This window comes from Megalodesulfovibrio gigas DSM 1382 = ATCC 19364 (genome assembly GCF_000468495.1).
GTDB lineage: Bacteria > Desulfobacterota > Desulfovibrionia > Desulfovibrionales > Desulfovibrionaceae > Megalodesulfovibrio > Megalodesulfovibrio gigas.
The window spans coordinates 3,589,992-3,611,233 of record NC_022444.1; the positions used below are offsets into that span (position 1 = coordinate 3,589,992).

The following is a 21,242-nucleotide window of genomic DNA, read 5'->3' on the forward strand; positions in this document are numbered from 1 at the left end:
TCTTCTTGCCCGCGGCGCGGAGGCGCACGTCTCCCCGTCGCGGGCTGCTGCATTCATCATGCACCACTCCATGACAACCGATACGGCGGCCTATGGCGAGGCGGCCACACGCCGGGCCCTGTTCCTGGCCCTGGCCCTCAGCGCCCTGGTGTTCTCCTGGGCCCATGGGCAGGCATTCCGCTCGCCCTTCGTCATCAACGACGATGCGCGCCAGCAGGTGGCCTGGATGCAGGGATGGCATGATCCGGCGTTGTACCCTGACGACCTGCTGACGGATTTTGCCCGGCATTATGTGAGCTACGGTGTGCGCGGGCTGTATGCCGTCGCCACGACGGTCGTCGAGCCGCTGGTTTTTTCCAAGATCCTGACCGGCGCCCTCTACATCGCCTTGGCCGGTCTGGTGTTTTGCATCGGCAATCGCCTGGCTGGATGGCCCGGAGCCTGGGGCATGCTGTGCATGTATTGGATCATCCCCTTTTTCCTGCACAACATTTCCGGCGGTCTGGCCCGGGCCTTTGCCGGGCCGTTGCTGGCCCTGCTGTGTCTGGGCTGGATGTCGGGGCGGGCCTGGATGATGGCGATTGCCCTCGCCCTGCAGGCGCTTTGCATCCCGTATATGTTCGTCCTGTGCGGGCTGGCCGTGGGCCTTGCCTGGCTGGCGGGAGTGGCGGCGCGATGGGGGGGACTGTCCGCAGTGGTCTTTCCGAGCCGGCGCTGGCACTGGGCGCTGTTGGTGGCCGGGGCGGCGCTGGTGTGGCAGTTCAATCATTCCCTGGATGTCGCCGGCTACGGTCCGCTGGTCCACCGCGCCGACATGATAGACCGGCCGGAATTCACCGCCCAGGGGCGGCTGCACATCATGCCGGTACCGTCCATCCTTGGCGAAGCCATTCTCGGTCCGGTGGAGCGTCTTTTGCCCACGGCCGAACTGGGCGCAGCCGGGGGCGCGGTCGTCACCGTGCTGCTTGGGGTGGCGCTTGCCTGGGGCGGGATGTCTGCCCCCTGGCGCAGGCTGCGGCCGCACCTGCGGCTGCTGGGCAGCGTGCTGCTGGCCTCCCTGCTGCTGTATGGCGTGGCCCGCCTGCTCCTCATGCAACTGTTTGTGCCCACACGCTATCTTGAGTACTCCGTGGCGCTGGGGCACTGTCTGGTGCTGGGCGTGTGCCTGGCCCCTTGGCTCAGCCGCCGCCGTCTGGCCCCGGTGCTCATCGGCTGCTTTGCCCTTGCCGGCGCGGCGCGCCTGGAAGGGCAGGGGTTGTACGATTATTCCCGCGATACCGCCCTGTACGCGGCGGTGGAGGGCCTGCCCAAGGACGTCATGGTGGCCGGGCATCCGTTTCTGATGGACAACGTCCTGACCTTCGGCAAGCGCAAGGTGCTGGTGGCCTTCGAATTGGCGCATCCCTGGTGCGTGGGACTGTGGGACCGGCTGGAACCGCGACTGGACGCCTTCTTTGCGGCGTATTATGCCTCGGATGCAGAGACGGTGCGTGCGTTTGCGCAGCGATTCGACGTGGACTGGATGGTGGTGGACACGCGCCACTACGAGGCAGACTTCATGCGCTGGCCGGTGCATCAGGTGCCGGTGTGCCAGGCCGGGCGGTTTGGCCCGCTGCAGGGGCTGTGCGAGGCGGTGACCAATGCCACCACGCCGGTGCGGGATCCGTTGCCGGATGTGTATCCCGTGGCGCCGCCGTTTTTTGCCCCGTACGACGCACGCATCCGCACACAGGCCGCCCGGGCGGGCCGGTTTGCATTGCTGGATGAAACGAGGTTCCCCGGCATTCGCGTGGACGAGCATATCCGCCTGGTGCCCCTGCATCGGGGCGAGGCGGCGTCCGTTAGAGCATTTTAATCTTGAAAAAGGATATTGCGAGCGGGGAAAGCTTTTTGCAAAAGGTTCTCCCCTCTCGCGCTCTCCCCTTCCAANCAAAGATAACTTGCTCTAACCAGGAGGCGCCATGAAGAAATTCGGCATGCACGCACTACGGTTGATGGCGGTTGCGGCGATGGTGTTGTTGGGCCCGGCGCAGATGCTGGCTGGCAACGCGGATGCGGCGAATCAGGCGAATCGGGCGAATCTGGCGAATGCAGGCGAACGCGCGCCCTCCCTCACGGGCGTGTGGGAGGGGTCCGTGCTGTTTTCCACGGTCCGTGCCGAGCTGGTGCAGGAAACCGCCATGGTCAACGAGCAAGCCTACCCGTTTTCCGGGGTGGTGACCATGCAAAGCGGCTCGGAAAAGGCGGTGTATCACGTGTTTGGGTTTGTGAGCCCGGATACCGTGGCCGGCATGCATCCCCCCAGCGGGGCGCAGTTCCTGGGGTCCCTGTTCTCACCGGATGAACTGCGGGGAATCATCACCCTCAAGTCCGGTCAGCAGATTTCCCTGACGGCCTTCCGCAAGCCCGGCGCGCAGCCTGTTGCGCCGTAGCGAATGTTGTCTTTGAAAATAGTATTTTGTAATTATAACAAAAGTCTTTGGGGAGGGGGGGGCTAGGGGAACCCCTTTCTATAGAAAGGGGTTCCCCCAGGAACTCTTCTCAAAGATAAAACGCTCTAGCCCAGTTTGGCGCGGTCCAGTTCGGCCGGGAACAGGGCGGACTGAATCCACTTGAACTTGGAAAGCCGGAAGAGCAGGCCGGTTTCCAGGCAGCCGAAGCCGTAAATGCAGCTGCGCTTGAAATTGATGGACGAGCTTTCGGGCTCGTAGCGGGTAGGGCAGCTGATTTCCCCCACCTGGGCGCCGGTGTAGAGGATCTGGGCCAGCATCTGGTTGTCGAAGACAAAGTCATCAGAATTGGCGGTCAGGGGCAGCGCTTCCAGCAGCTCGCGGGAAAAGGCGCGGTACCCGGTGTGGTATTCGGAGAGCTTGGCGCCGAGCATCACGTTTTCCGCAAAGGTGAGGAAGCGGTTGGCCACATACTTGTACATGGGCATGCCACCCTTGAGGGAATAGCCGCCGAGGATGCGCGAGCCCAGCACGCAGTGGTACAGCCCGTTGCCGATGAGGGAGGTCATGGCCGGGATGAGCTTGGGCGTGTACTGGTAGTCCGGGTGAACCATGATGACGATGTCTGCCCCGTGCTCCAGGGCCAGACGGTAGCAGGACTTCTGGTTGCCGCCGTACCCTTTGTTCTTTTCGTGAACATGCACGTAGGTGGCGGGCAGTTCGCGGGCCACTGCCGCCGTGTCGTCGCGGGAGCAGTCGTCCACCACGATGACCAGATCCACCACTTCCTGCTGCATCACTTCTTCATAGGTCTTCACAATGGTCTGCGCCGCGTTGTACGCAGGCATGACCACCACCACTTTCTTGTCCTTGTACATGAGAGCCTCGCGCAGCCTTCCACCGGGAAGGCCCTAGGGGTGTTTTCGAGGGGGTTGCGACGAGCGCACGACCAAAGGCGCGACAATGCCACACGCCAATGGGCACGCCAACAGCCGGCCATGCAGCGGCCAGCGTACGAATGCCGCACTGCGCACGACAAAACGCTTCCTCGCTGTACACCATGGCAGGGGCGGGGGCAAGTTGTCTTTCCGGGAGATGTCTGCGGATTACAGCGAGAGCATCACCATCTGTTTCTGGTCCGGATCGTAATACACTTGGCAATGTTGCACGGCATGCGCCACACGATGCTGTGTGCCGGCAGCATGAATGACAACCCCGGGCCAGAGGGTTTTGTTGACCTTGAGCCGCGTGGCCAGAAAGGCGGCGCGCTGGGCCTCGCGTTCCTCAGAAATGGCCCGTTCAATGTCCAGCAGCTCCAGGGCGGCCTTGTTGCGGGTTTGCAGCAGCCTGCCGATGGTCGGCAGCTTTTCGGGCGGGGTGCGTTTGAGGATGGCCACATCCGAATCCTTGCCCAGGCCGGCGGTGATTTTGCGAATCACGCCCTCCAACTCGCGTTTCCTGGCAAAGCGTTGCTGGTCCCGCACGGATTCCTTGCCCAGGACGATGACCGTCGCCACCCCAAGCTCCGAGCCCACTTCCTGGGCCATGACGCCCCGGGCTGCATGCACGGTGGAGCCAGCGATTTTGCCGCGGCCATTCGTCGCCAGCACCCGGCCCTCAGCCTTGACGATGCAGTTGGTCAGCTCGTGCTTGATGGACACATCCCCGCCGGCCTCAATGGTGGCGTTCATGGCGAACACGGCGGCCACATCGCTTCCGGCCTTGATGAACCCGCCGCACTCCATCAGGATGCCGCCGCGTATCTCCACGGCTCCGCCAGCGGTGATGCGGGAATTTTCCACCACATGATCCACCAGGATGTTCCCCGGCACCTCGATGGTGAAGCCGGACAGGATGGACCCGCGCACATGCAGGGACCCCTTCTCCAGGGTAATATTCCCCACGGCGATGTTCACGTCGCCCTGCACCTCATAGACATCCGTGACGGCGATGGCGTTGTGGGCAAACACCACCACCCCGGTTTCTGTCGCCACAAAGGTGCGGGTTCCCGTCTTGTAGACCACATTTTCCCTGGCTGCCACCAGACAGGGCTGCCCTTCTCTGGCAGGCAGCACGTTGCCATGCACGTCGCGGCCGACCAGACCCGGCACCGGCGGTTTGATGTGGCCAAGTATGGTGCCCTTTTCCACCGCGCGGATGGCGCCGCGGGCGCGGAAGTCCATGCGGTCGCCCTCGCTGAGCAGCCCCACCACATGGCGCTTGTCCTCGGCGGTAAATTCGAACGTGCCATCCTGGCCGTGCAACGGAGGCGTGCCTTTGCACAGCAGCACGTTGTTGATGGCCTGGTCTGTTTCCATCGCCTTGGCCAGGGCGTTTTCGTAGCTGCGGGCTTCCAGGGAGGCCACAATGCCCAGGGCGGCCAGGGCCTGCTGCATGCGTTCGCGGGTGAGGATGTTGCCGGCGTTATCGCGATGATGCACGGTGCCGGTCACCCGCATGGCATCCGGAGAGACCTTGATCCAGTCCTTGACGTAAATCGTCTGGCCCTGCAGCTCCACCTGCCCGAAAACTTCCGTGCGGATGCTGAAGGTACGCTGGTCGATGCGACAATTGCACCCGGCGGGAAAATCAATGGGCTTGCCGCTGCCCTCATACGTTGGCGGCAGGGACTTGCCGGTGACGCTTACGCCGTTCTTGGAGGGGGCCGCCTGGACAATTAAGCCAATTTCTTCATTGGGGATGACCGGATAGCGCCAGTCTCCCACCGGGATGATGGTTGCATCCCTGGCGTCTTCGGGTTCGCGTCCCCTGACGAGCACAGTGCCAGCGATGTCTTCGCCCGCCCGCACCGCTTCGACGCATCGGTTGATGACGCTTGGCGGCGGTGGCATGCGGATGCCGGCGCGGGTGAGCAGCTTCACGAGAGAGGTGGCGCTGAGGGGCGCACCGTCGCCGAATGGGGGCGTATATGCGCCGGCCGTGGCCTGCATCTCGTCTTCGCTGATGATGATTTCCACGGCGGCATCGCCATGGATCTGGCAGGCGACGTACTGGCGAGGAGCTTGCAAGGTAAGGGAGAGATACTGAGCAGGGGCGTCGAACGTCTGACACGCCTGTTGCATGGCTTCAGATTCGCTGGCGGCTTCAATGGTAATGCATCGCTGGGACATGCAGCCCTCAAAGCGGGATTCGCCGGCGTCGATATTGACACATGGCGGCGCAATGCGCGCTGCCTTCCCCCCCGGCGTCTTGTACTGGCGGACAAAAACCTGTGTGTATTCTTCGATGGTTAGTATACCAAAGCCTGGAACTCTGCAAGCCTTGGCGGCAACTTGGGATGAAGTAAAACAATTGGCGCGGGTTGCATGGGGTTGCATACAGGCGCTTCGCCGTTCTATAGATGGCCGCGGGAGGCTGCACCGACGCCTCCCGGCATTCCAGTGACCCTCAATTATCTTCCGCAAGGAGCCCCCCATGGAAAGCGCCGCCGAAAAAGTGGTTCCCCTCAAGCCCGAGCACGACCCCCACGAAGAACGTCTGCGTGCCGCAGAGGCCGTGCACGAAGACGTCGCCAGCGAGGAAGACGTGGCGGAGGAGCCCCTCCAGCCCGCGCCCCAGAAGACGCAGAGCGACATGGGCCGCATGGCGTTGCTTATTTCCTTGACGCTGGTGCTCATCATGGCGGTGAGCTACTTTTTCCTCGCGCGTGACATCAAAGGCCTGACCAACGAGGTCCAGGCCCTGAACGCAGTGCGGTCCCAGGTGTCCGAGCTGGATGCCAAGATGGGCAGCGTGGAGCTGCGCATGTCGGCGCTGGAATCCTTGCCGGCCCGCACCCGCCGTCTGGTGGTTCGCGCCATGATCCAGGAAATGGCCAGCAAGGCCGACTTCCTGGCCAAGGACGTGGATAGCGAGGCCGAAGCCGCCAAGCTCCAGGAAGCCATCACGCTGCTCAGGCAGGTGGAACAAGGCATGGCGCAGTAGGGATGTACATCACAGGCACGCGCATGGTCAGGGCTGTGCTGACAATGGCCGGGCTGTCCTCCGGGCGGCCCGGTCGGCCTGTGCTGGCGGCGGTGGTCGTCCTGGCGTGCTGCGTCGTCCTGGTTGCGGCCTCGTGCAAGACCGCCTCCAAACAGCAGATGTCGCAGGGGCTTGCGCCTCCTCCGTCCACCACCGACGCCGAGCGTCTGGGCGACCAGTACATGGCCAACAACATGGCCCAGGCCGCCATTCCTCAGTTTGAGCAGGCCCTTGCCGCCGGGGCTTCCAAGGCCTCCGTGGCCTGGCGCATCGGCAACGCCTATTTTTCCCTGAAAAAGTGGCCCGAGGCGCTGGAAGCCTTCCGGCAGGCCATCGCGGCCGATCCGCGTCTGGCGGTGGCCTACGAAGGCGCCGGGTATGCCTCCTTCGAACTGGGGCGCTTTGAAGAGGCGGTGATGTTTTTTGAGCAGGCAACGGAGCTGGCTCCCGCGCACTGGGTGCCGCATGCGTTTCTGGCCGTGCTCTATCGGCTGGACGGCAACCGCGACCAGGCCATGGCGGAGAAAGAAACAACCCTGACCCTGGCAGGCGAAGCCAACAAACTCATGGCGTCGGACACCATCCGCCGCGCCTTGAACCGGGCCCTGGCGCTTCGGGACAAGGCGGCCCTGCCGCCGCCTGAAGACGCTGCCGTCCAGGATCTGGCCCTGCTGGAAGCGCCGGACAGACCGCGGACGCAGACCGCAGGCCGCGACCAGCCGGCCGCTTCTGGCGCGTCTGCCGTGCCGGATGACATTCTGGACCCCCTGTCGCCGGATATGGATATCCTGGGTCTGGGTGATCAGTCTGGCGGTCAATCTGACGATCGGCCCGGCCGCACGCAGACCCGCCGGCAGGAGCGCGGGAGGGATTCGGGCGGAGAAACGCCCTCGTCGATCACGGGACAGGCCGGCGCCAGGGACGCGTTGCCCCCGGCGGCCGTCTCGGCCAATGCCACGCCACCACACGACATCGCGCCGCCATCGACGGCCAGGAACACTGCTGACGACACGCGCGCCAAGGAATTTTCGGCCAACGCGACCAACGCCACGGCCGCGAGGCAAGACGCCAACGCCACGGCCGCGAGGCAGGACGCCAACGCCACGGCCGCGAGGCAGGACGCCAACGCCACTCCGGCTGATGTGCAGTATGTGATTTCCACACCGCTGTTGTCGCCCGGGGCGGCCAAGGCTCAGGCGGCCAAGGCTCAGGCTGAAGCAAAGCAGGCCGAAGCAAGGCAAGCCGAAGCAAGGCAGGCCGAAGTGAAGCAGGCTGAAGCAAAGCTGCCGGGCAAGGAATCTGACCCGGGCAATAGGACCGCCGTAACGGCTCCGACAGCCGCCGAGGGGCCGGCCAGACAGGACAGCGCCCCTGCCTTCGAGGCCCGCAACGCCTCCGCGTCTGCCGAGAGTGTTGCGTCTTCCAACGGCACCAGCCGTCGCACCGGCTCCCTGCCGGCCCAGCCTGGCCCAGGCGAGCCCTTTGTGTATTCCCTGCTGGAGAGTTCCTGGAAGTCCAGGGATCGAGCCGTGGAGCGCGCCAATTATCTGCGGCTGCGCGGGGTGCGCGCCCAGCTCATGGAGGCGGATCTGGGTCCCAAGGGCCTGCACTATCGGGTGATGATCGGCAGCCGGCAGCAGAAGGGCGCCATCGAAGCCATCAAGAAAGAGCTGGACGCACGGTTCGGGCTGCACGGGCTGGTGATTCTGCGCATCCGGCCGGGCAGCCTGGAGGAGTAATCGGCAGGACGATCAGGACGGCTGGGCGCAGACGGTCGGGCTGGCCATGTGCGGCGCCATGCTGGTGATCACGCGGGCCAGATCCCGGGAGGTTGCCTCGGCCACGGCGATGATGTCTTCCAGGCAGGCGGGGGCCATGTTGCCGGGCAGGTTTTTGTTGGTCAGGACGCTCAAGGCGCACAGTTCGATGCCGAGGTGCCGGGCGGCAATGGCTTCCAGCACGGTGGACATGCCGATGGCATCGGCCCCCAGACGTTTGTACATCCTGGTTTCGGCAGGCGTTTCCAGTTGCGGCCCCTGCACGCCGATGTACACGCCGTGGCGCAGGCGCATGCCGCAGCGGCAGCCGGCCTCCAGCGCCATGGTCTGCAGGGCCGGGGAGTAGACGGCGCTCATGTCCGGAAACCGGTCGCCCCAGGCGGCCACGTTGGGGCCGGTCAGGGGGGAGACGCCAGTCATGTTGATGTGGTCGGCCACCACCATGATGTCGCCTGCGTCCCAGGCATGGTGCAGACTGCCGGCGGCGTTGGTCAGCAACAGCCTGCGGACGCCCAGCCCGTGGAGCAGCCGGATGGGCATGACCACGTCCCCCGGGGAATGCCCCTCATACAGGTGGACACGCCCGCACTGCAGCCACACGGGAACGCCCTGCACTGCGGCCAGGGCCAGGCACCCCTGGTGCGAGGCCACAGTGGCGGCGGGGAAGCCGGGGATTTCTCCAAAAGAGATGCTTTTTTGGATGGTTATGTCGGGCATGGCGTTGGAGAGGCCGGTTCCCAGCACAATGGCCCACTGGGGAGACGGAACGCCAGGCGGCAGCGTGTCCCGAACATAATCCAGGGCTAGCTTTACTTTTTTCTGATTTTGCATAGGATTGTTCCGGTTGGGAGGGCGCGTGGGCGTGCGCCGTGCAGCACCGCGCCTGAACAGTTGAGGGCCAAGAAACATGTACCTTCTGACTGCTGGAGCATAGACCCCTCCCATGGATTTTGCAACGCTCTTCGGCATCATCGTTGGGTTTGTCCTGGTGGTTGCGGCCATCCTGATGGGCGGCCCTATTTCCATCTTCCTGGACGCCCCCTCGGCCATGATCGTGTTCGGGGGGACTTTTGCCGCAACCCTGGTAACCTTCCCCCTGGAAGAGGTGGCCAGCGCCTTTTCCGGCGGCATGCGGGTGTTCATGGCCCGCAGGGTGAAGCCGCAGGAAGTGGTGAGCACCATGGTGCGCATTGCGGAAATCAGCCGCCGTGAAGGCCTGGTGGCGCTGGAACGCATCAAGACGGAAAACGCCATCCTCAAGAAGGCCTGCCAGCTCATCGCCGACAACGCAGATCCCATGCTCATCCGGGATACGGTGATGATCGAAATCGCCACCATGAAGCGCCGGCACAACATCTCCATTTCCGTCTTCAAGCGGCTGGGGGCGTACTCGCCGGCTTTCGGGATGATCGGCACGCTCATCGGCCTGGTGCAGATGCTCACCAATCTGAACGACCCCAAATCCATCGGCCCGGCCATGGCCCTGGCCATCCTGACCACGTTTTACGGCTCCTTCATGGCCAACCTCATCTTCATCCCCATGGCCGGCAAGCTCAAGGCGCGGACGCTGCAGGAAGAAGTGCAGTTGAACATCATCTTCGAGGGCGCCAAATCCATTCTGGAAAACAACAACCCCAGACTGGTGTACGAAAAGCTCTCCTCCTTTATTCCGCCGGCGGAGCGTGTTGATGGACGATGAACACAACTCCCTTTCCGTAGACATTGACGAGGACGACGGCGATCTGAACGAATGGATCGTCACGTACTCGGATATCGTCACCTTGCTGTTCGCCTTTTTCGTGCTGCTGTTTTCCATGTCGTCCCTGGACACGCGCCGGTTCACGGATTCCTTTACCGCCGTGCGCCGCGCCCTGGGCACGGATGCCAAGAGCATGCAGGTCTCCAAGTTGCAGAACGATGAAGGCGCCATCCTGGAGACGGTGTTGCTGCAAAAGCAGATCATGGCCCAGCAGCGGCAGGTGTATTCGGAAATCCGCACCTTCCTGAACCGCAAGGGCGTGGAGGGCGTGGTGAGCGCCGTGTTTGACGAAGGGATCATCACCATGCGGGTGCCATCGGATATGCTGTTCGCCTCCGGCTCCGTGGAGTTGAGCCCGGAGGGCAGGCAGGCGATTGCCGGCCTGCGCGATGTGTTCATCCAGCATGTGGATCAGATCATCAACATCAAGGGGTTCACGGACGACGTGCCCCCTGCGCCGGGCGGCCGGTTTCAGGACAACTGGGAAATTTCCTCCATGCGGGCGGTCAATGTGTTGCGGCTGTTGCTGGAAGAAGGCGTGGAGCCCAAGCGCATGACGGCCACCGGGCTGGCCGATCTGGACCCCATCGTGCCCAATTCCAATGACGACGGCCGGGCCAAGAACCGGCGCGTGGAGTTTGTGCTGCAACGGCAGGTGGGCAAGTAGGGCTGTCTTGGCCCTTGCCTGCCGGGACCCTTTGAGGTATCTGCAGCCAACCGCCGGGGCCATGCGCGGCATGCAACCTGGAACATCCTGAACAAGAGGGTGGGGCGGGCATGGAGCAGGACGATTTTTCCATTGATCTGCCCGAGGTGGGCGAGAACAAGCGCAATGCGTACCGTGTTCGGGCCACAGGCCTTGAGCTGTGGATTCCCAAGCTCAACCGGGCTGTTATTGTGGGCGATATCTCCGCCACGGGCCTTGCGTTGCATGACGTGCCAGAAGGTGCACTGGGTTGGGGCGAGGTCTTTGCCTGCGACTTGCTATTGAACAAGAAACTTTTTATCTCCGGTCTCTTTGCCAAGGTCCGCCGCGTGTTTGCCCATGGCGAGGCGGGCTGCACCTTCGAAGAGCTGGACCCGCGCAAGGAAGCCAGGCTGGACAAGCTGGTGCTCGAAGTGCAGAAACGGCTCATTGCGCTCAAGCGCGCCCGCGAAGACGGTCGTTGATCCTGCGTCTTGCCAGACTGGCAGGCTGCGGGCTGTCTTCGTGTCCTGTGGCGCGCGGCGCGTCCTGGCTGCTCAAGTCGAGACAAGCATAACCAAATCACGCCGGCCGGGGCACCGCACCCCGGGCTGCGCAGAGTGGAGCAAGAATTGGTGGATACGCACAAGGTCCTTGTGGCCAATCGTGGAGAGATCGCCGTCAGGATTATTGAATCCTGCAAGAAGCTCGGGGTGGAGTTCGTCTGCGTGTATACCCCGGTGGACGTGCATTGCGGGCATGTGGCCCTGGCCAGGAAGCTGGGCGGGGAACAGGCTGTGTGCCGCATCAGCTCGTACACCGACGCCAACGAGCTCATGGCCGTGGCCGACGCCACCGGCGCCACTGCCGTGCATCCGGGCTACGGCTTTTTTGCAGAGGACTTCCGCTTCGCCCGCCGGGTGACGGAACGCACCCGCAAGCTTGTGTTCATCGGCCCGTCCTGGCGGGTCATCCGCGAGCTGGGGGACAAGATCAACACCAAGCGGCTGGCCCGCGCCCTGGGCGTGCCCACGGTGCCGGGATCGGACAAGCCGATTTACGATGAGCTGGAAGCCGAGGAGATTGCCGAAAGCCTGTTCGCGTTTCAGGCAGAGCAGGGCATCGAGCGGCCCATGGCGCTGGTGAAGGCCTCGGCTGGCGGCGGGGGCATGGGCATTGAAGAAGTCCATGATATCGACCTCTTCCGTACCGTGTATCGCCGCATCCGCAACTATGCCAAGCGCCAGTTCGGGGACGAAGGCGTGCTCATCGAGCAGCGGGTGCACACGTTCAACCACCTGGAAGTGCAGGTGGCGGCGGATCGTCATGGCCATGTGGCCCACTTTGGCACCCGCAACTGCACCGTGCAGTCCACGGGGAGGCAGAAGCGCATCGAAGTGGCGCCCGGCTTCGACCCCTCCACCATCTCGTACAACTTCGACGCCACCAAGGTGCTGGACGAGATTACCCAGCACTCCCTGACCATGGCCCGCGAGGTGAAGTACGACAACGTCGGCACCTGGGAGTGGATCGTCACGCCGGCGGGCAATCCCTTCCTCATGGAAGTGAATACCCGGATCCAGGTGGAAAACGGCGTTTCCGCCACCATCAGCCGCATCCGCAAGAAGGACGGCACCAAGGCGGACGTGAACATCATTGCCGAGCAGATTCGCATGGGCCTGGGCGAGCCCATGGGCTACACCCAGAACGACATCCTGTTCGAGGGCGTGGGCATCGAATACCGCGTGATCGCCGAAAGCCCGGAAAACAAGTTCGCCCCCTGGGTGGGCCGCATCACCCGCTTTGAAACTCCCAAGCGGGACTGGGTGCACCTGCATACGCAAGTGCCCACCTGGTTCGACCCCGAGACCCCCTACGACATTCCCACGGAGTACGACCCCAACCTCGCCCTGGCCATCATCTGGGGCGCGGACCTGGCGGAAGCCAAGGCCAGGGGCAAGGAATTCCTCCAGCACACCATCCTGGAGGGCCGGGACAACGCCGGCGGCTCCATGCAGTCCAATCTGGCGTTCCTCCATGCCAGAACAGACACCATCCTGGAATTCTAGCTCCCGTTGCTGCCGCTTTCGGCACCTGCACCCTCTACGCACCGGCACACCATACAGAGCCTCGCATGGATACCGACAAGAAACTGCATATTCTGGCCGAACGCCTGCGCTACATCCAGGACATCCTCGGCCATCGTGAGAACGATCACTCCCGTCTGCTGGCCAGCGAGCTGGCGGAAATCCAGACCCTGGAAAAAAACTGGACCCAGGAACGCAGGATCAAGGCCCTGGAGACCCTGGAAGAGCTCTTCGACTTTGCCGAAAAGCAGCTCGAACAGGAACTTACGCCCATGGATCGCGTGCGCATCGTGCGCCATTCACAGCGTATCTGCCTCAAGGACATCCTGGAAAACGTCTACGACAACTATACGGAAATCGGCGGGCAGGACGAATACTCCATCGACCCGTCCATCGTCATCGCCCGGGCGTACATCACCCGCCGCTCCCGCGGCAAGGCGGTGCATCAGCCGGTCATGGTCATCGGGCAGGAAAAGGGCCACGGCCAGGAGTTCCGCAACGGCGGCTCGGTCAAGCCCTGGGGCAATGCCAAGGCCCTGCATTACATGAAGGTGGCGGAGACGGAAAACATCCCCATCCATACCTATGTCTTCACCCCCGGGGCCTATCCCATTGAGGATTATCCCGGCGCGGCGCAGCAGATTGCCAAGAACCTGTACGAAATGTCGGCCCTCAAGGTGCCGGTGGTGGCCATCTTCTCCGAAGGCGGCTCCGGCGGGGCCGAGGCCATCGCCCTGGCAGACATGCGGCTCATGCTCTCCCACGGCTACTATTCGGTCATCTCGCCCGAAGGCGCGGCCGCCATCGAGGGCCGCCTGCGTCAGGGGCAGCGGGCCACGCCGGAACTCATTGAGGCCTGCGCCAAGAATCTCAAGATCACCGCCGAAGACAACGTGCGCTTCGGCTACATTGATCGCATCATCCAGGAACCCCCGCTGGGTGCGCGGCCCGAGCACTTTGACTTCTTCAAGCTGCTGCGCCAGGAAGTGGTGGCCGCCACGGACGAAGTATTCCTCAAGTTCAAGGGCATCAAGTTCTTCCGGGCCATGGGCGTGCGCCGCATGGAACGTCGTCGCAAGCAGGGCGCCTACACCACGGAAAACTTCTACGTGCGCTGGGGCCTGAACTCCACGGCCAAGGAAGATCTCCTGGCCCGACGCTACGCCCGCCACGCCCGCATGAGCCGCTGGGCCTCCCGGGATACGCGGCCCGGCAAGGAAAAGTTCCTGGCCGGCCTGCACGATGTGGGCTGGAGCGTCTATTCCTTCTTCAAATACGACTTCCTGCGCAAGCACCAGAAAGTGGTGGTCCACGCTCTGGAAGAAGTGGGCGCGGAAGCCCAGTATGTGGTGGGCAAACTGCTCGCCCCCTGGCGGGCCGTGCGCAGCATGTTCAATGCCAAGCCGACCCTGAACCACGGCAAGGCCAAGGAGCTGACCGAGCTTTCCTACTGGGAAGACCCGGCCGCCGGCAGCGGCTGGCGCTGGGTGAGCCCCAGGGCCAAGGAAGACCGGGCCATCACCTGCCCTAACGCCGTCACCCATGGCTGTCTGGATCTCTGGGCCCCGGACCTCTTCGGCGACCACGCCGGCGTGTGCAGCTACTGCGGGCATCATTTCTCCATGGAGCCGCACTGGTTCGTCAACAATATCTGCGATCCGGGCTCGGTGTATGAGTTCAACGCGGAAATCGAGGCCGGCAATCCCCTGGCCTATCCGGACCTGGATAAAAAGCTGGATGAAGCCAAAAAGCGCACAGGCATGAAGAGCGCCTGCCGCACCTTCGAGGCCCGCATCGACAACACCCGCGTGGTGGTGGCCATGCTCACCGGCACCTTCCGCGGCGGATCCGTAGGCGCGGCCGAGGGCGAGAAGTTCTTCCAGGCCGCCGAGCGCGCCTTGAAGAAGCGCTTCCCCTTCATCGCCTACGTGCACGGCACGGCCGGCATCCGCATTCAGGAAGGCACCAACGGCGTCATCCAGATGCCGCGCTGCACCATGGCCGTGCGCCGCTACATCGACGCCGGCGGGCTCTACATGGTCATCTACGACACCAATTCCTACGCCGGTCCGGTGGCCAGCTTCCTGGGCTGCTCGCCGTATCAGTTCAGCGTGCGCTCGGCCAACATCGGCTTTGCCGGGCCCGGCGTCATCAAGGAGACCACCGGGGTGGATATTCCGCCGGACTACCATCGCGCCTATCGCGCCCTCTCCCGCGGGCACATCCAGGGCATCTGGGACCGCCGGGAACTGCGCGCCAACTGCATCCAGGCCCTGCTCACCATGGGCGGCCGCAACGTCTATTACCGCTAGGAGGAAAGGACCATGCTCGACGTCACCGCCCTCCTGGAAGAGATCAAGGCCTCTCCCTTTGAGGAAGTGGACATCCTGGCCCCGCACACCGGCGTGGTCAGCTTCCCGGATATCGCCCCCGGCGCCAAGGTGCACGGCCCTCGCGGCACCTGGAAGGAAGTGCCCGGCACCACGCTGGCAACCCTGGAGCGCGAGCGCAACCCCAAGCCCATTGTGGCGCCGCAAACCGGAGATCTGGTCTGGCTGGCCACGGACATGGCCGGCACCTTTGTGGAGGCTGGCACGCCCATCGCCCGCATCCGGCACTATCTGTCCAAGGAAGAAGTGCAGCAGATCATCCTCAAGCAGGCCCTGCACCTGTTCCGCGCGCCAGACCGGGCCAAGTACTACTTCACGCCCGAGGTGGACCTGAAGATCAAGGCCTCGGGCCCGCGTTCGGTCACCGTGTACGAAGGGCTGGAGCTGTTCATCATGTCCCGCATGAAACGCGAGGCCCCGGTGAGCTACCAGGGGCCCGAAGGCGTCATTTATGCGGTGTACTTTCAGCACAACCAGAATGTGGACGCCGGCGAGCCCCTGGTGGGCGTGTGCCCGCCGGAGCAGCTGACCCTCATCGAAGATGTGGTGGTCCGGGTGCAGACCGAGTGGCAGGAGCAGGGCTGATGGGCCGGCACCTGCAGGTTATCGTCTCGGCGTACACGTATCGGCCTGAGGACATTGAAAAGGTCTGGCCGAGGCTGCATCACCTGGCCTGGGGCACTGTGCCCACCGCCGGGCCCCAGCCCAAGAAAGGCGTGCTGGAGCTGGTGGAAGCCCTTGACGATGCCCTGAACTTTGGCAACCATCCCAAGGATGTGAAGGCCGCACTGGAGCGCAAGCTGGCCGTGGCCAAGAGCCGCAAACGCAGCCTGGAGAATGCCCTGGCCGACTGGAAGCCCGGCGAGGCCAACGCCTTGTCCGATCAACTGGAAGACGTGCTGGCCGAGCTGGAAGCCCTGGCGCCGCCGGTGGTTGACTAACGTCGCTGCCTTCATCGATCGTCATCACTACAAGGAGTATCCCATGGCGCCCACCCTCAATAAGGTCATGCTCATCGGCCGCCTGGGCCGTGATCCCGAACTGCGCTACACCAACAGCGGCAAGCCCGTGGCCAATTTCTCCATCGCCACGGATGAATCGTACAACGACCGGGACGGCAACCGCGTGGACAAGGCGGAGTGGCACGATATCGTCGTCTGGGATCGTTCCGGCGAGAACTGCGCCAATTACCTGCGCAAGGGCTCCCTGGTGTACGTGGAAGGCCGCCTGCAGACCCGCAAATGGCAGGACCAGCAGGGCAATCCCCGCAAGTCCACGGAGGTGGTGGCCGACCGCGTCCAGTTCCTCGATTCCAAGGGCTCGCGCGAGGCCTATGACGGCCCCGAGGCCCCTGCCGGGTATGGCGACGAAGGCGAGTTCCCGCCGCCTCCTGGCCAGCGCACCGGCAACAGGCCGCAGCAGGGTGGCTACCAGCAGGGCGGAGCCGGGCGGCAGCAGCCTCGTCCCCAGCCGGCTGGCCAGCAGCCCCCGCGCCGTCCCCAGGCTGCGCCCCAGCAGCGTCAGGACGAGGACCTCGGCCCGGCCTTCCCGTCGGAGGCCAGCAGCATGGACGACATGCCGTTTTAACGGAACCATCCCGGCCCGGGGGCTTTTGCTCTCGGGCCATTTGCTATGGGGTGAACGGGGCGTCCCGCTGCCGCGGCCGAGCCGCCAAGGACTGCCCCTGCGTTGTCTTGCCTGTCGGAGCGATTCATGACCGCCATTCCCGCCTGTGTCGCCGCCCCCCGCGTGCTGCTCATCGAACCCACTTCCCGCTGCAACCTTGCCTGCGGCATGTGCCCGCGGCAGACGCCCGGCTGCGTGATGACCGATGGCGATCTTGCCTTCGAGACGTTGGCCGCCCTGGAAACCGTGCTGCCCGGGGTGGAGCGCGTCAGCCTGGCCGGCCTGGGCGAGCCGCTGTTGCATCCTCAGATTGTTGAGATCGTCGCCTGGCTGCGCGCCCGGCTGCCTGCCACGGCCCGCATCGGCCTGCAGACCAACGGCCTGTTGGTGACACAGGCCCTTGCCGATCGCCTGGCCGCCGCCGGCCTGGATCAGCTCTGCCTCTCCGTGGATGCCCTGGAGACTGCCCCGAACCAGCCCCTGCATGGCGGGTCCTTTCTGCCGGCCATCGAAAGCGCCTTTGCCTGCTTCCGCGAGGCCCGCACCCGTGCCGGCCGGCCGCTGGAGTTGGGGGTGGAATGCGTGCTCATGCGCAGCAACCGCCGCGCGTTGCCGGGACTGCTGGACTGGGCCGCCGGTCAGGGCGCAAATTTCGTGCTGGTGAGCCACCTGCTGCCACCGGCGCCGCAGTGGGCCGGGGAGTCCCTGTCCAACCCCAACGCCGCCGCGGCCGTGGCCCTGTTCCGGCAGGCCGAGGCCGAGACCAGGAGGCAGGGGCTCAACATTCAGGACATCCTGAAGCTGCAGTTGCGGTTCCGGCTGACCATGACCGGGGAGGAGCGCCGGCTGCAAGTCGTGGAAGCGGCCCTGCGCGAGGAAGCCTGCCAGCAGGGCGTACCCATCAATCTCAAGTCCCTGGTGGCATGGGCGGCGGACGAGGCCATGCAGGAACTGCCGGACCTCTTTGCCGTGGCGCGCCAGCAGGCTGCCCGGCACGGCCTGCGGCTGCATCTGCCCTCGCTGGCTGCGGCGGATGTGCGCGAGTGTCCCTTCCTGGCGCGGAACATCGCCTGCCTGGATGCGCACGGCAATGTCGCGCCCTGTCATTTCCTCTGGCATACGCACGTGACGGCAGAGCAGGGCCGGCCCAAGCGCATTGCGGCGACCTTTCTGGGACGATTGGGCGCGGCAGACGCGCCAGCCATGGACGCCCTCTGGAACGCGTCCTCCTCCCGGGCCTTTCGCGCCGAGGCCCAGGCCAGCGCCTCCCCGCGCTGCTACGATTGCGCCGCCTCGCCCTGCAGCGAGCTTATCCAGGCCGCCTACGGCGATGCCTGCGACTGTCTGGGCGGCGGCGTGCCGTGCGGTCACTGTCCCTGGCCCCTGGGGCTGGTGTCCTGCCTGGGGACCGAAGGACCGCCCACTGTTGCCGCCAGTGATGCCCAGGTGGCGGCATGACCGCTGCGGTGCGTGTGCTCGGCATCGATCCTGGCAGCCGCGTGGCCGGCTATGCCGTGGTGGAAGAGCGCTCGGGCAAGGCCTGTCTGGTGGAGGCCGGCACCCTGCGGCCGGATCCCTCCCTGCCCATGGCCCATCGTCTGGCGCGCCTGTATCGCGGCGTGGCGGATCTCATCGACCGGCACGCCCCGCACGAGGCGGCCATGGAGGAAATCTTCACGGCCAAGAATGCCGCCTCGGCGTTGGTCCTGGGGCAGGCCCGTGGGGCCATCCTGGCCGCCTGCGGCGTGCTGGGACTGCCGGTGACGGGCTATGAGCCGTCGGTGGTCAAAAAGACCCTGGTGGGCACAGGACGGGCGGATAAGGAGCAGGTGGCCTTCATGGTCCGCCGCATCCTCGCCGCCACGGAGGGCGCCTACGCCATGGACGCCACGGACGCCATGGCCGTGGCGGTCTGCCACTTGAACCATCGCCGCTTCGCCCGCCTGACCGCCACAGCAGAGACCACAGCGAAGCGCGGACGAGGGAGGGCCATGACGCCATGATTGCGTTCCTGCACGGCACCGTCACGTACTGCGACGAGGAATCCTGCGTGCTGCTCACCCCCGGTGGCGTGGGCTATGAGCTGACGTGTCCCATCCCGGTCCTGGCCAGCCTCAGGCAGGGCCAGGAGGCGTCGCTGCACGTGCAGACCATCGTGCGCGAAGACGCCATAGAGCTTTTCGGTTTCCAGGATCGGGACACCCGGGACTGCTTCGCTCTGCTTATCTCCATCGCCCGCCTGGGGCCCAAGACGGCCGTGAACATCCTGTCCGTCTTCACCCCCGAGGACCTGCACCGCGTGGTCCTGGAGCAGGATGCCAGCGCCCTGACGGTGGTGTCCGGCATCGGCAAGAAAAGCGCGGAGCACATTTTTTTCGAGCTGTCATACAAGCTCAAGGCTCCGGCCGGCCGCAAGGGCAAGACGCCCGGCGCTTCGCCTGTTTTGGCTGGAAAATCAATGGTCTATAGAGATGCATTGACGGGCCTGACCAACCTGGGATACGTGGAGGACGAGATCCGCCCGCACCTGGACGCCGTGCTCAAGGACGAGCCGGATCTGGACGTCTCCGCCGCCCTGCGCGCCGTGCTCAAACGGCTCATGAAGAAGTAGCCCATGGAACTTGCCTGCCCAGACGATCACATCCGCCCGCAACGGCTTGGGGATTTCATCGGCCAGGAGGAGCTTCGGGCCAACCTTGCCGTGTATCTCCAGGCCGCCCGCGAACGGGGTCAGGCCATGGACCATACCTTGTTCTATGGCAATCCCGGCCTGGGCAAGACCACCCTGGCGCGCATCATGGCCTCCGAGCTGGGCGTGAACCTGGTGTGCACCTCCGGCCCGGTGCTGGAACGCGGCGGCGACCTGGCCGCCATCCTGACCAATCTGGCCCGCAACGACATCCTCTTTGTGGACGAAATCCATCGCATGCCCGCGGCCGTAGAGGAAATACTCTATCCGGCCATGGAGGATTTCAGCCTCGATCTGATCATCGGGCAGGGACCCGCCGCGCGCACGGTGAAGATCGATCTGGAGCCTTTCACCCTGGTGGGGGCCACCACGCGCCTGGGGCTGCTCACCTCGCCCCTCAGGGACCGCTTCGGCGCGCTGCTGCGCCTGGAATTCTACAGCCCGGAGGAGCTGGCGCGCATCGTCCACCGGGCGTCGCGCATCCTGCAGACCACCGTGGACGAGGACGGCGCCCTGGAGATCGGCCGGCGCTCCCGCGGCACCCCGCGCATCGCCAACCGCCTGTTGCGGCGCGTGCGGGACTTTGCCGCCGTGCAGGGCAAAGACGTCATCAGCAAGGATGTCGCCAGCCAGGCCCTGGAACGCATGGACGTGGACGAACACGGCCTGGACCAGATGGACCGCAAGCTCCTGGAGGTGCTCATCCACCACTATGGCGGCGGGCCGGCAGGCGTGAAGACGCTGGCCGTGGCCGTGGGGGAAGAAGTGCGGACCATCGAAGACATCTATGAACCGTTTCTCATTCAGCGCGGCTTCCTGAAGCGCACCCCGCGCGGCCGCGTGGCCACCGCGCGGGCCTACAAGCACCTTGGCCTGTTGATGGGAGTTTGACATGCCCTGCGCCCAACGCCGGGTCCGGCTTCTGGCCGTGACGCCGGATGCGTTGTCGTTGATCTATGCCGCCTTCCGCCAATGCTATCATACCGGCTTCGTGGGCGAGATGTGGCCCAGACTCGTCGCCGGAGAAATCAGCCGCGACACACAGGCCGCCTTTGTCCGGCAGGTGTTGGAGTCTGGCCACGACAGCCCCGTGGAACACGTGAGCTTCACCTTTGCCGTGGAGGGTGTTTCGCGGGCGTGCACGCACCAGCTGGTGCGCCACCGCATCGCGTCCTACTCGCAGCAGAGCCAGCGTTACGTGGACGAGACGGACTTCGACTATCTCGTGCCCCCGGCCATTGCCCGGAATCCGGCCGCCCTGGAACGCTTCGAGGCCTGCATGACGGAAATTGCCAGCGCATACCAGGAATTGAAAGCCCTGCTGGAAGCCGCAGGCCGCGGCGCCAAGGCCAAGGAAGATGCGCGGTTCGTGCTGCCGCAGGCGGCGGAGTCCAAGATTGTTGTCACCATGAACTGCCGGTCGCTCCTGCATTTTTTCTCCCTGCGCTGCTGCAGCCGGGCGCAGTGGGAAGTGCGCGGCCTGGCCAACGACATGCTGGCCCTGTGCCGGGATGCCCTGCCGGAACTCTTTGCCGCGGCCGGGGCCCGGTGCGAACAATTGGGCTACTGTCCCGAGGGCGAGCGCTTCACCTGTGGCCGGTACCCCCTTCGCACGATCGCCTGATTCGCCTCAAATTTGTAACGTTACGCACGATGAAGATACACTCCCTGAGGGGGGGAAGAATGGTCGATTTTGCCTGAGAAACCGGCGTGTGGGAGTGGTTGCTTGTCTCGTCGCGCGCCGGTTTTGCCCAAGCTGGGAGGGCTGTCAACCCCCTCCGGAGGGCAAAAAAA

General features: G+C 64.5%; 20 protein-coding genes. 17 read left to right on the forward strand and 3 right to left on the reverse strand.

Features of this window, described 5'->3' with window-relative positions; all coding sequences use genetic code 11:
• The first annotated feature begins 70 nt into the window (after positions 1-70).
• Together DGI_RS15815 and DGI_RS15820 are read left to right on the forward strand one after the other, a co-directional pair.
• A complete protein-coding gene (locus DGI_RS15815; protein WP_021762232.1) occupies positions 71-1,855 on the forward strand; it encodes a hypothetical protein in 1,785 nt (594 codons plus the stop codon).
• 106 nt (positions 1,856-1,961) lie between these two features.
• Positions 1,962-2,432, forward strand: coding sequence for a hypothetical protein (locus tag DGI_RS15820; protein ID WP_027192857.1), 471 nt, complete (start codon positions 1,962-1,964; stop codon positions 2,430-2,432).
• A gap of 125 nt (positions 2,433-2,557) precedes the next feature.
• Here DGI_RS15820 and DGI_RS15825 read toward each other — a convergent pair whose 3' ends face one another.
• Positions 2,558-3,328 (reverse strand): glycosyltransferase family 2 protein, encoded by a 771-nt coding sequence (locus DGI_RS15825; protein ID WP_021762236.1) that lies wholly within the window; start codon positions 3,326-3,328, stop codon positions 2,558-2,560.
• Between the two features lie 228 nt (positions 3,329-3,556).
• Positions 3,557-5,581 (reverse strand): FapA family protein, encoded by a 2,025-nt coding sequence (locus tag DGI_RS15830; RefSeq protein WP_027192858.1) that lies wholly within the window; start codon positions 5,579-5,581, stop codon positions 3,557-3,559.
• A gap of 304 nt (positions 5,582-5,885) precedes the next feature.
• Between DGI_RS15830 and DGI_RS18160 the strand changes: the two genes are divergently transcribed.
• Positions 5,886-6,395 carry a hypothetical protein gene (locus DGI_RS18160; protein WP_027192859.1) on the forward strand — a complete coding sequence of 170 codons (510 nt, stop codon included), beginning with the start codon at positions 5,886-5,888 and terminating at the stop codon, positions 6,393-6,395.
• A 2-nt stretch (positions 6,396-6,397) separates the two neighbouring features.
• Positions 6,398-8,173: an SPOR domain-containing protein gene (locus DGI_RS15840; RefSeq protein ID WP_027192860.1), complete on the forward strand. Its 1,776-nt coding sequence runs from the start codon at positions 6,398-6,400 to the stop codon at positions 8,171-8,173.
• A gap of 12 nt (positions 8,174-8,185) precedes the next feature.
• On the opposite strand, the gene DGI_RS15845 is transcribed toward DGI_RS15840, so the two are convergent.
• Positions 8,186-9,043 (reverse strand): purine-nucleoside phosphorylase, encoded by an 858-nt coding sequence (locus tag DGI_RS15845; protein ID WP_021762241.1) that lies wholly within the window; start codon positions 9,041-9,043, stop codon positions 8,186-8,188.
• Positions 9,044-9,155: 112 nt separating this feature from the next.
• Here DGI_RS15845 and DGI_RS15850 point away from each other — a divergent pair, with 112 nt between their 5' ends.
• The 13 genes from DGI_RS15850 (at position 9,156) to thyX (ending at position 21,072) form a co-directional block, all read left to right on the forward strand.
• Positions 9,156-9,911, forward strand: coding sequence for a motility protein A (locus tag DGI_RS15850; protein ID WP_021762242.1), 756 nt, complete (start codon positions 9,156-9,158; stop codon positions 9,909-9,911).
• A complete protein-coding gene (locus DGI_RS15855; protein WP_021762243.1) occupies positions 9,901-10,638 on the forward strand; it encodes an OmpA/MotB family protein in 738 nt (245 codons plus the stop codon). The genes DGI_RS15850 and DGI_RS15855 overlap by 11 nt, the downstream gene beginning before the upstream one ends.
• Before the next feature lie 110 nt (positions 10,639-10,748).
• On the forward strand, positions 10,749-11,141 hold the full coding sequence (locus tag DGI_RS15860; protein WP_021762244.1) for a PilZ domain-containing protein: 393 nt from the start codon (positions 10,749-10,751) through the stop codon (positions 11,139-11,141).
• A 147-nt stretch (positions 11,142-11,288) separates the two neighbouring features.
• Complete coding sequence (locus tag DGI_RS15865; protein ID WP_021762245.1) at positions 11,289-12,725, forward strand: biotin carboxylase N-terminal domain-containing protein; 1,437 nt, start codon at positions 11,289-11,291, stop codon at positions 12,723-12,725.
• A 65-nt stretch (positions 12,726-12,790) separates the two neighbouring features.
• Positions 12,791-15,055: a carboxyl transferase domain-containing protein gene (locus DGI_RS15870; RefSeq protein ID WP_021762246.1), complete on the forward strand. Its 2,265-nt coding sequence runs from the start codon at positions 12,791-12,793 to the stop codon at positions 15,053-15,055.
• A 12-nt stretch (positions 15,056-15,067) separates the two neighbouring features.
• Entirely contained in the window at positions 15,068-15,718 is a 651-nt protein-coding gene (locus tag DGI_RS15875) for a hypothetical protein (protein ID WP_021762247.1), read from the forward strand.
• Positions 15,718-16,074, forward strand: a complete 357-nt coding sequence (locus DGI_RS15880; protein ID WP_021762248.1) for a hypothetical protein — start codon at positions 15,718-15,720, stop codon at positions 16,072-16,074. The genes DGI_RS15875 and DGI_RS15880 overlap by 1 nt, the downstream gene beginning before the upstream one ends.
• Before the next feature lie 43 nt (positions 16,075-16,117).
• A complete protein-coding gene (locus tag DGI_RS15885) occupies positions 16,118-16,720 on the forward strand; it encodes a single-stranded DNA-binding protein (RefSeq protein WP_021762249.1) in 603 nt (200 codons plus the stop codon).
• A 126-nt stretch (positions 16,721-16,846) separates the two neighbouring features.
• Positions 16,847-18,217: a radical SAM protein gene (locus tag DGI_RS15890; protein ID WP_051286260.1), complete on the forward strand. Its 1,371-nt coding sequence runs from the start codon at positions 16,847-16,849 to the stop codon at positions 18,215-18,217.
• Positions 18,214-18,762 (forward strand): crossover junction endodeoxyribonuclease RuvC, encoded by a 549-nt coding sequence (gene ruvC, locus DGI_RS15895; protein WP_021762251.1) that lies wholly within the window; start codon positions 18,214-18,216, stop codon positions 18,760-18,762. Before DGI_RS15890 ends, ruvC begins: the two co-directional genes overlap by 4 nt.
• Positions 18,759-19,370: a Holliday junction branch migration protein RuvA gene (gene ruvA, locus DGI_RS15900; protein ID WP_021762252.1), complete on the forward strand. Its 612-nt coding sequence runs from the start codon at positions 18,759-18,761 to the stop codon at positions 19,368-19,370. Before ruvC ends, ruvA begins: the two co-directional genes overlap by 4 nt.
• Before the next feature lie 3 nt (positions 19,371-19,373).
• Entirely contained in the window at positions 19,374-20,339 is a 966-nt protein-coding gene (ruvB, locus tag DGI_RS15905) for a Holliday junction branch migration DNA helicase RuvB (RefSeq protein WP_021762253.1), read from the forward strand.
• A gap of 1 nt (position 20,340) precedes the next feature.
• A complete protein-coding gene (gene thyX, locus DGI_RS15910) occupies positions 20,341-21,072 on the forward strand; it encodes an FAD-dependent thymidylate synthase (protein ID WP_021762254.1) in 732 nt (243 codons plus the stop codon).
• The last annotated feature ends 170 nt before the right edge of the window (positions 21,073-21,242 follow it).

What these genes read in the sequence shown, in the direction of transcription:
- DGI_RS15815 (WP_021762232.1), top strand. Translation starts at nt 71, where the DNA reads ATGACAACCGATACGGCGGCCTATGGCGAGGCGGCCACACGCCGGGCC.
- DGI_RS15820 (WP_027192857.1), top strand. Translation starts at nt 1,962, where the DNA reads ATGAAGAAATTCGGCATGCACGCACTACGGTTGATGGCGGTTGCGGCG.
- DGI_RS15825 (WP_021762236.1), bottom strand. Translation starts at nt 3,328, where the DNA reads ATGTACAAGGACAAGAAAGTGGTGGTGGTCATGCCTGCGTACAACGCG.
- DGI_RS15830 (WP_027192858.1), bottom strand. Translation starts at nt 5,581, where the DNA reads ATGTCCCAGCGATGCATTACCATTGAAGCCGCCAGCGAATCTGAAGCC.
- DGI_RS18160 (WP_027192859.1), top strand. Translation starts at nt 5,886, where the DNA reads ATGGAAAGCGCCGCCGAAAAAGTGGTTCCCCTCAAGCCCGAGCACGAC.
- DGI_RS15840 (WP_027192860.1), top strand. Translation starts at nt 6,398, where the DNA reads ATGTACATCACAGGCACGCGCATGGTCAGGGCTGTGCTGACAATGGCC.
- DGI_RS15845 (WP_021762241.1), bottom strand. Translation starts at nt 9,043, where the DNA reads ATGCAAAATCAGAAAAAAGTAAAGCTAGCCCTGGATTATGTTCGGGAC.
- DGI_RS15850 (WP_021762242.1), top strand. Translation starts at nt 9,156, where the DNA reads ATGGATTTTGCAACGCTCTTCGGCATCATCGTTGGGTTTGTCCTGGTG.
- DGI_RS15855 (WP_021762243.1), top strand. Translation starts at nt 9,901, where the DNA reads ATGGACGATGAACACAACTCCCTTTCCGTAGACATTGACGAGGACGAC.
- DGI_RS15860 (WP_021762244.1), top strand. Translation starts at nt 10,749, where the DNA reads ATGGAGCAGGACGATTTTTCCATTGATCTGCCCGAGGTGGGCGAGAAC.
- DGI_RS15870 (WP_021762246.1), top strand. Translation starts at nt 12,791, where the DNA reads ATGGATACCGACAAGAAACTGCATATTCTGGCCGAACGCCTGCGCTAC.
- DGI_RS15875 (WP_021762247.1), top strand. Translation starts at nt 15,068, where the DNA reads ATGCTCGACGTCACCGCCCTCCTGGAAGAGATCAAGGCCTCTCCCTTT.
- DGI_RS15880 (WP_021762248.1), top strand. Translation starts at nt 15,718, where the DNA reads ATGGGCCGGCACCTGCAGGTTATCGTCTCGGCGTACACGTATCGGCCT.
- DGI_RS15885 (WP_021762249.1), top strand. Translation starts at nt 16,118, where the DNA reads ATGGCGCCCACCCTCAATAAGGTCATGCTCATCGGCCGCCTGGGCCGT.
- DGI_RS15890 (WP_051286260.1), top strand. Translation starts at nt 16,847, where the DNA reads ATGACCGCCATTCCCGCCTGTGTCGCCGCCCCCCGCGTGCTGCTCATC.
- ruvC (WP_021762251.1), top strand. Translation starts at nt 18,214, where the DNA reads ATGACCGCTGCGGTGCGTGTGCTCGGCATCGATCCTGGCAGCCGCGTG.
- ruvA (WP_021762252.1), top strand. Translation starts at nt 18,759, where the DNA reads ATGATTGCGTTCCTGCACGGCACCGTCACGTACTGCGACGAGGAATCC.
- ruvB (WP_021762253.1), top strand. Translation starts at nt 19,374, where the DNA reads ATGGAACTTGCCTGCCCAGACGATCACATCCGCCCGCAACGGCTTGGG.
- thyX (WP_021762254.1), top strand. Translation starts at nt 20,341, where the DNA reads ATGCCCTGCGCCCAACGCCGGGTCCGGCTTCTGGCCGTGACGCCGGAT.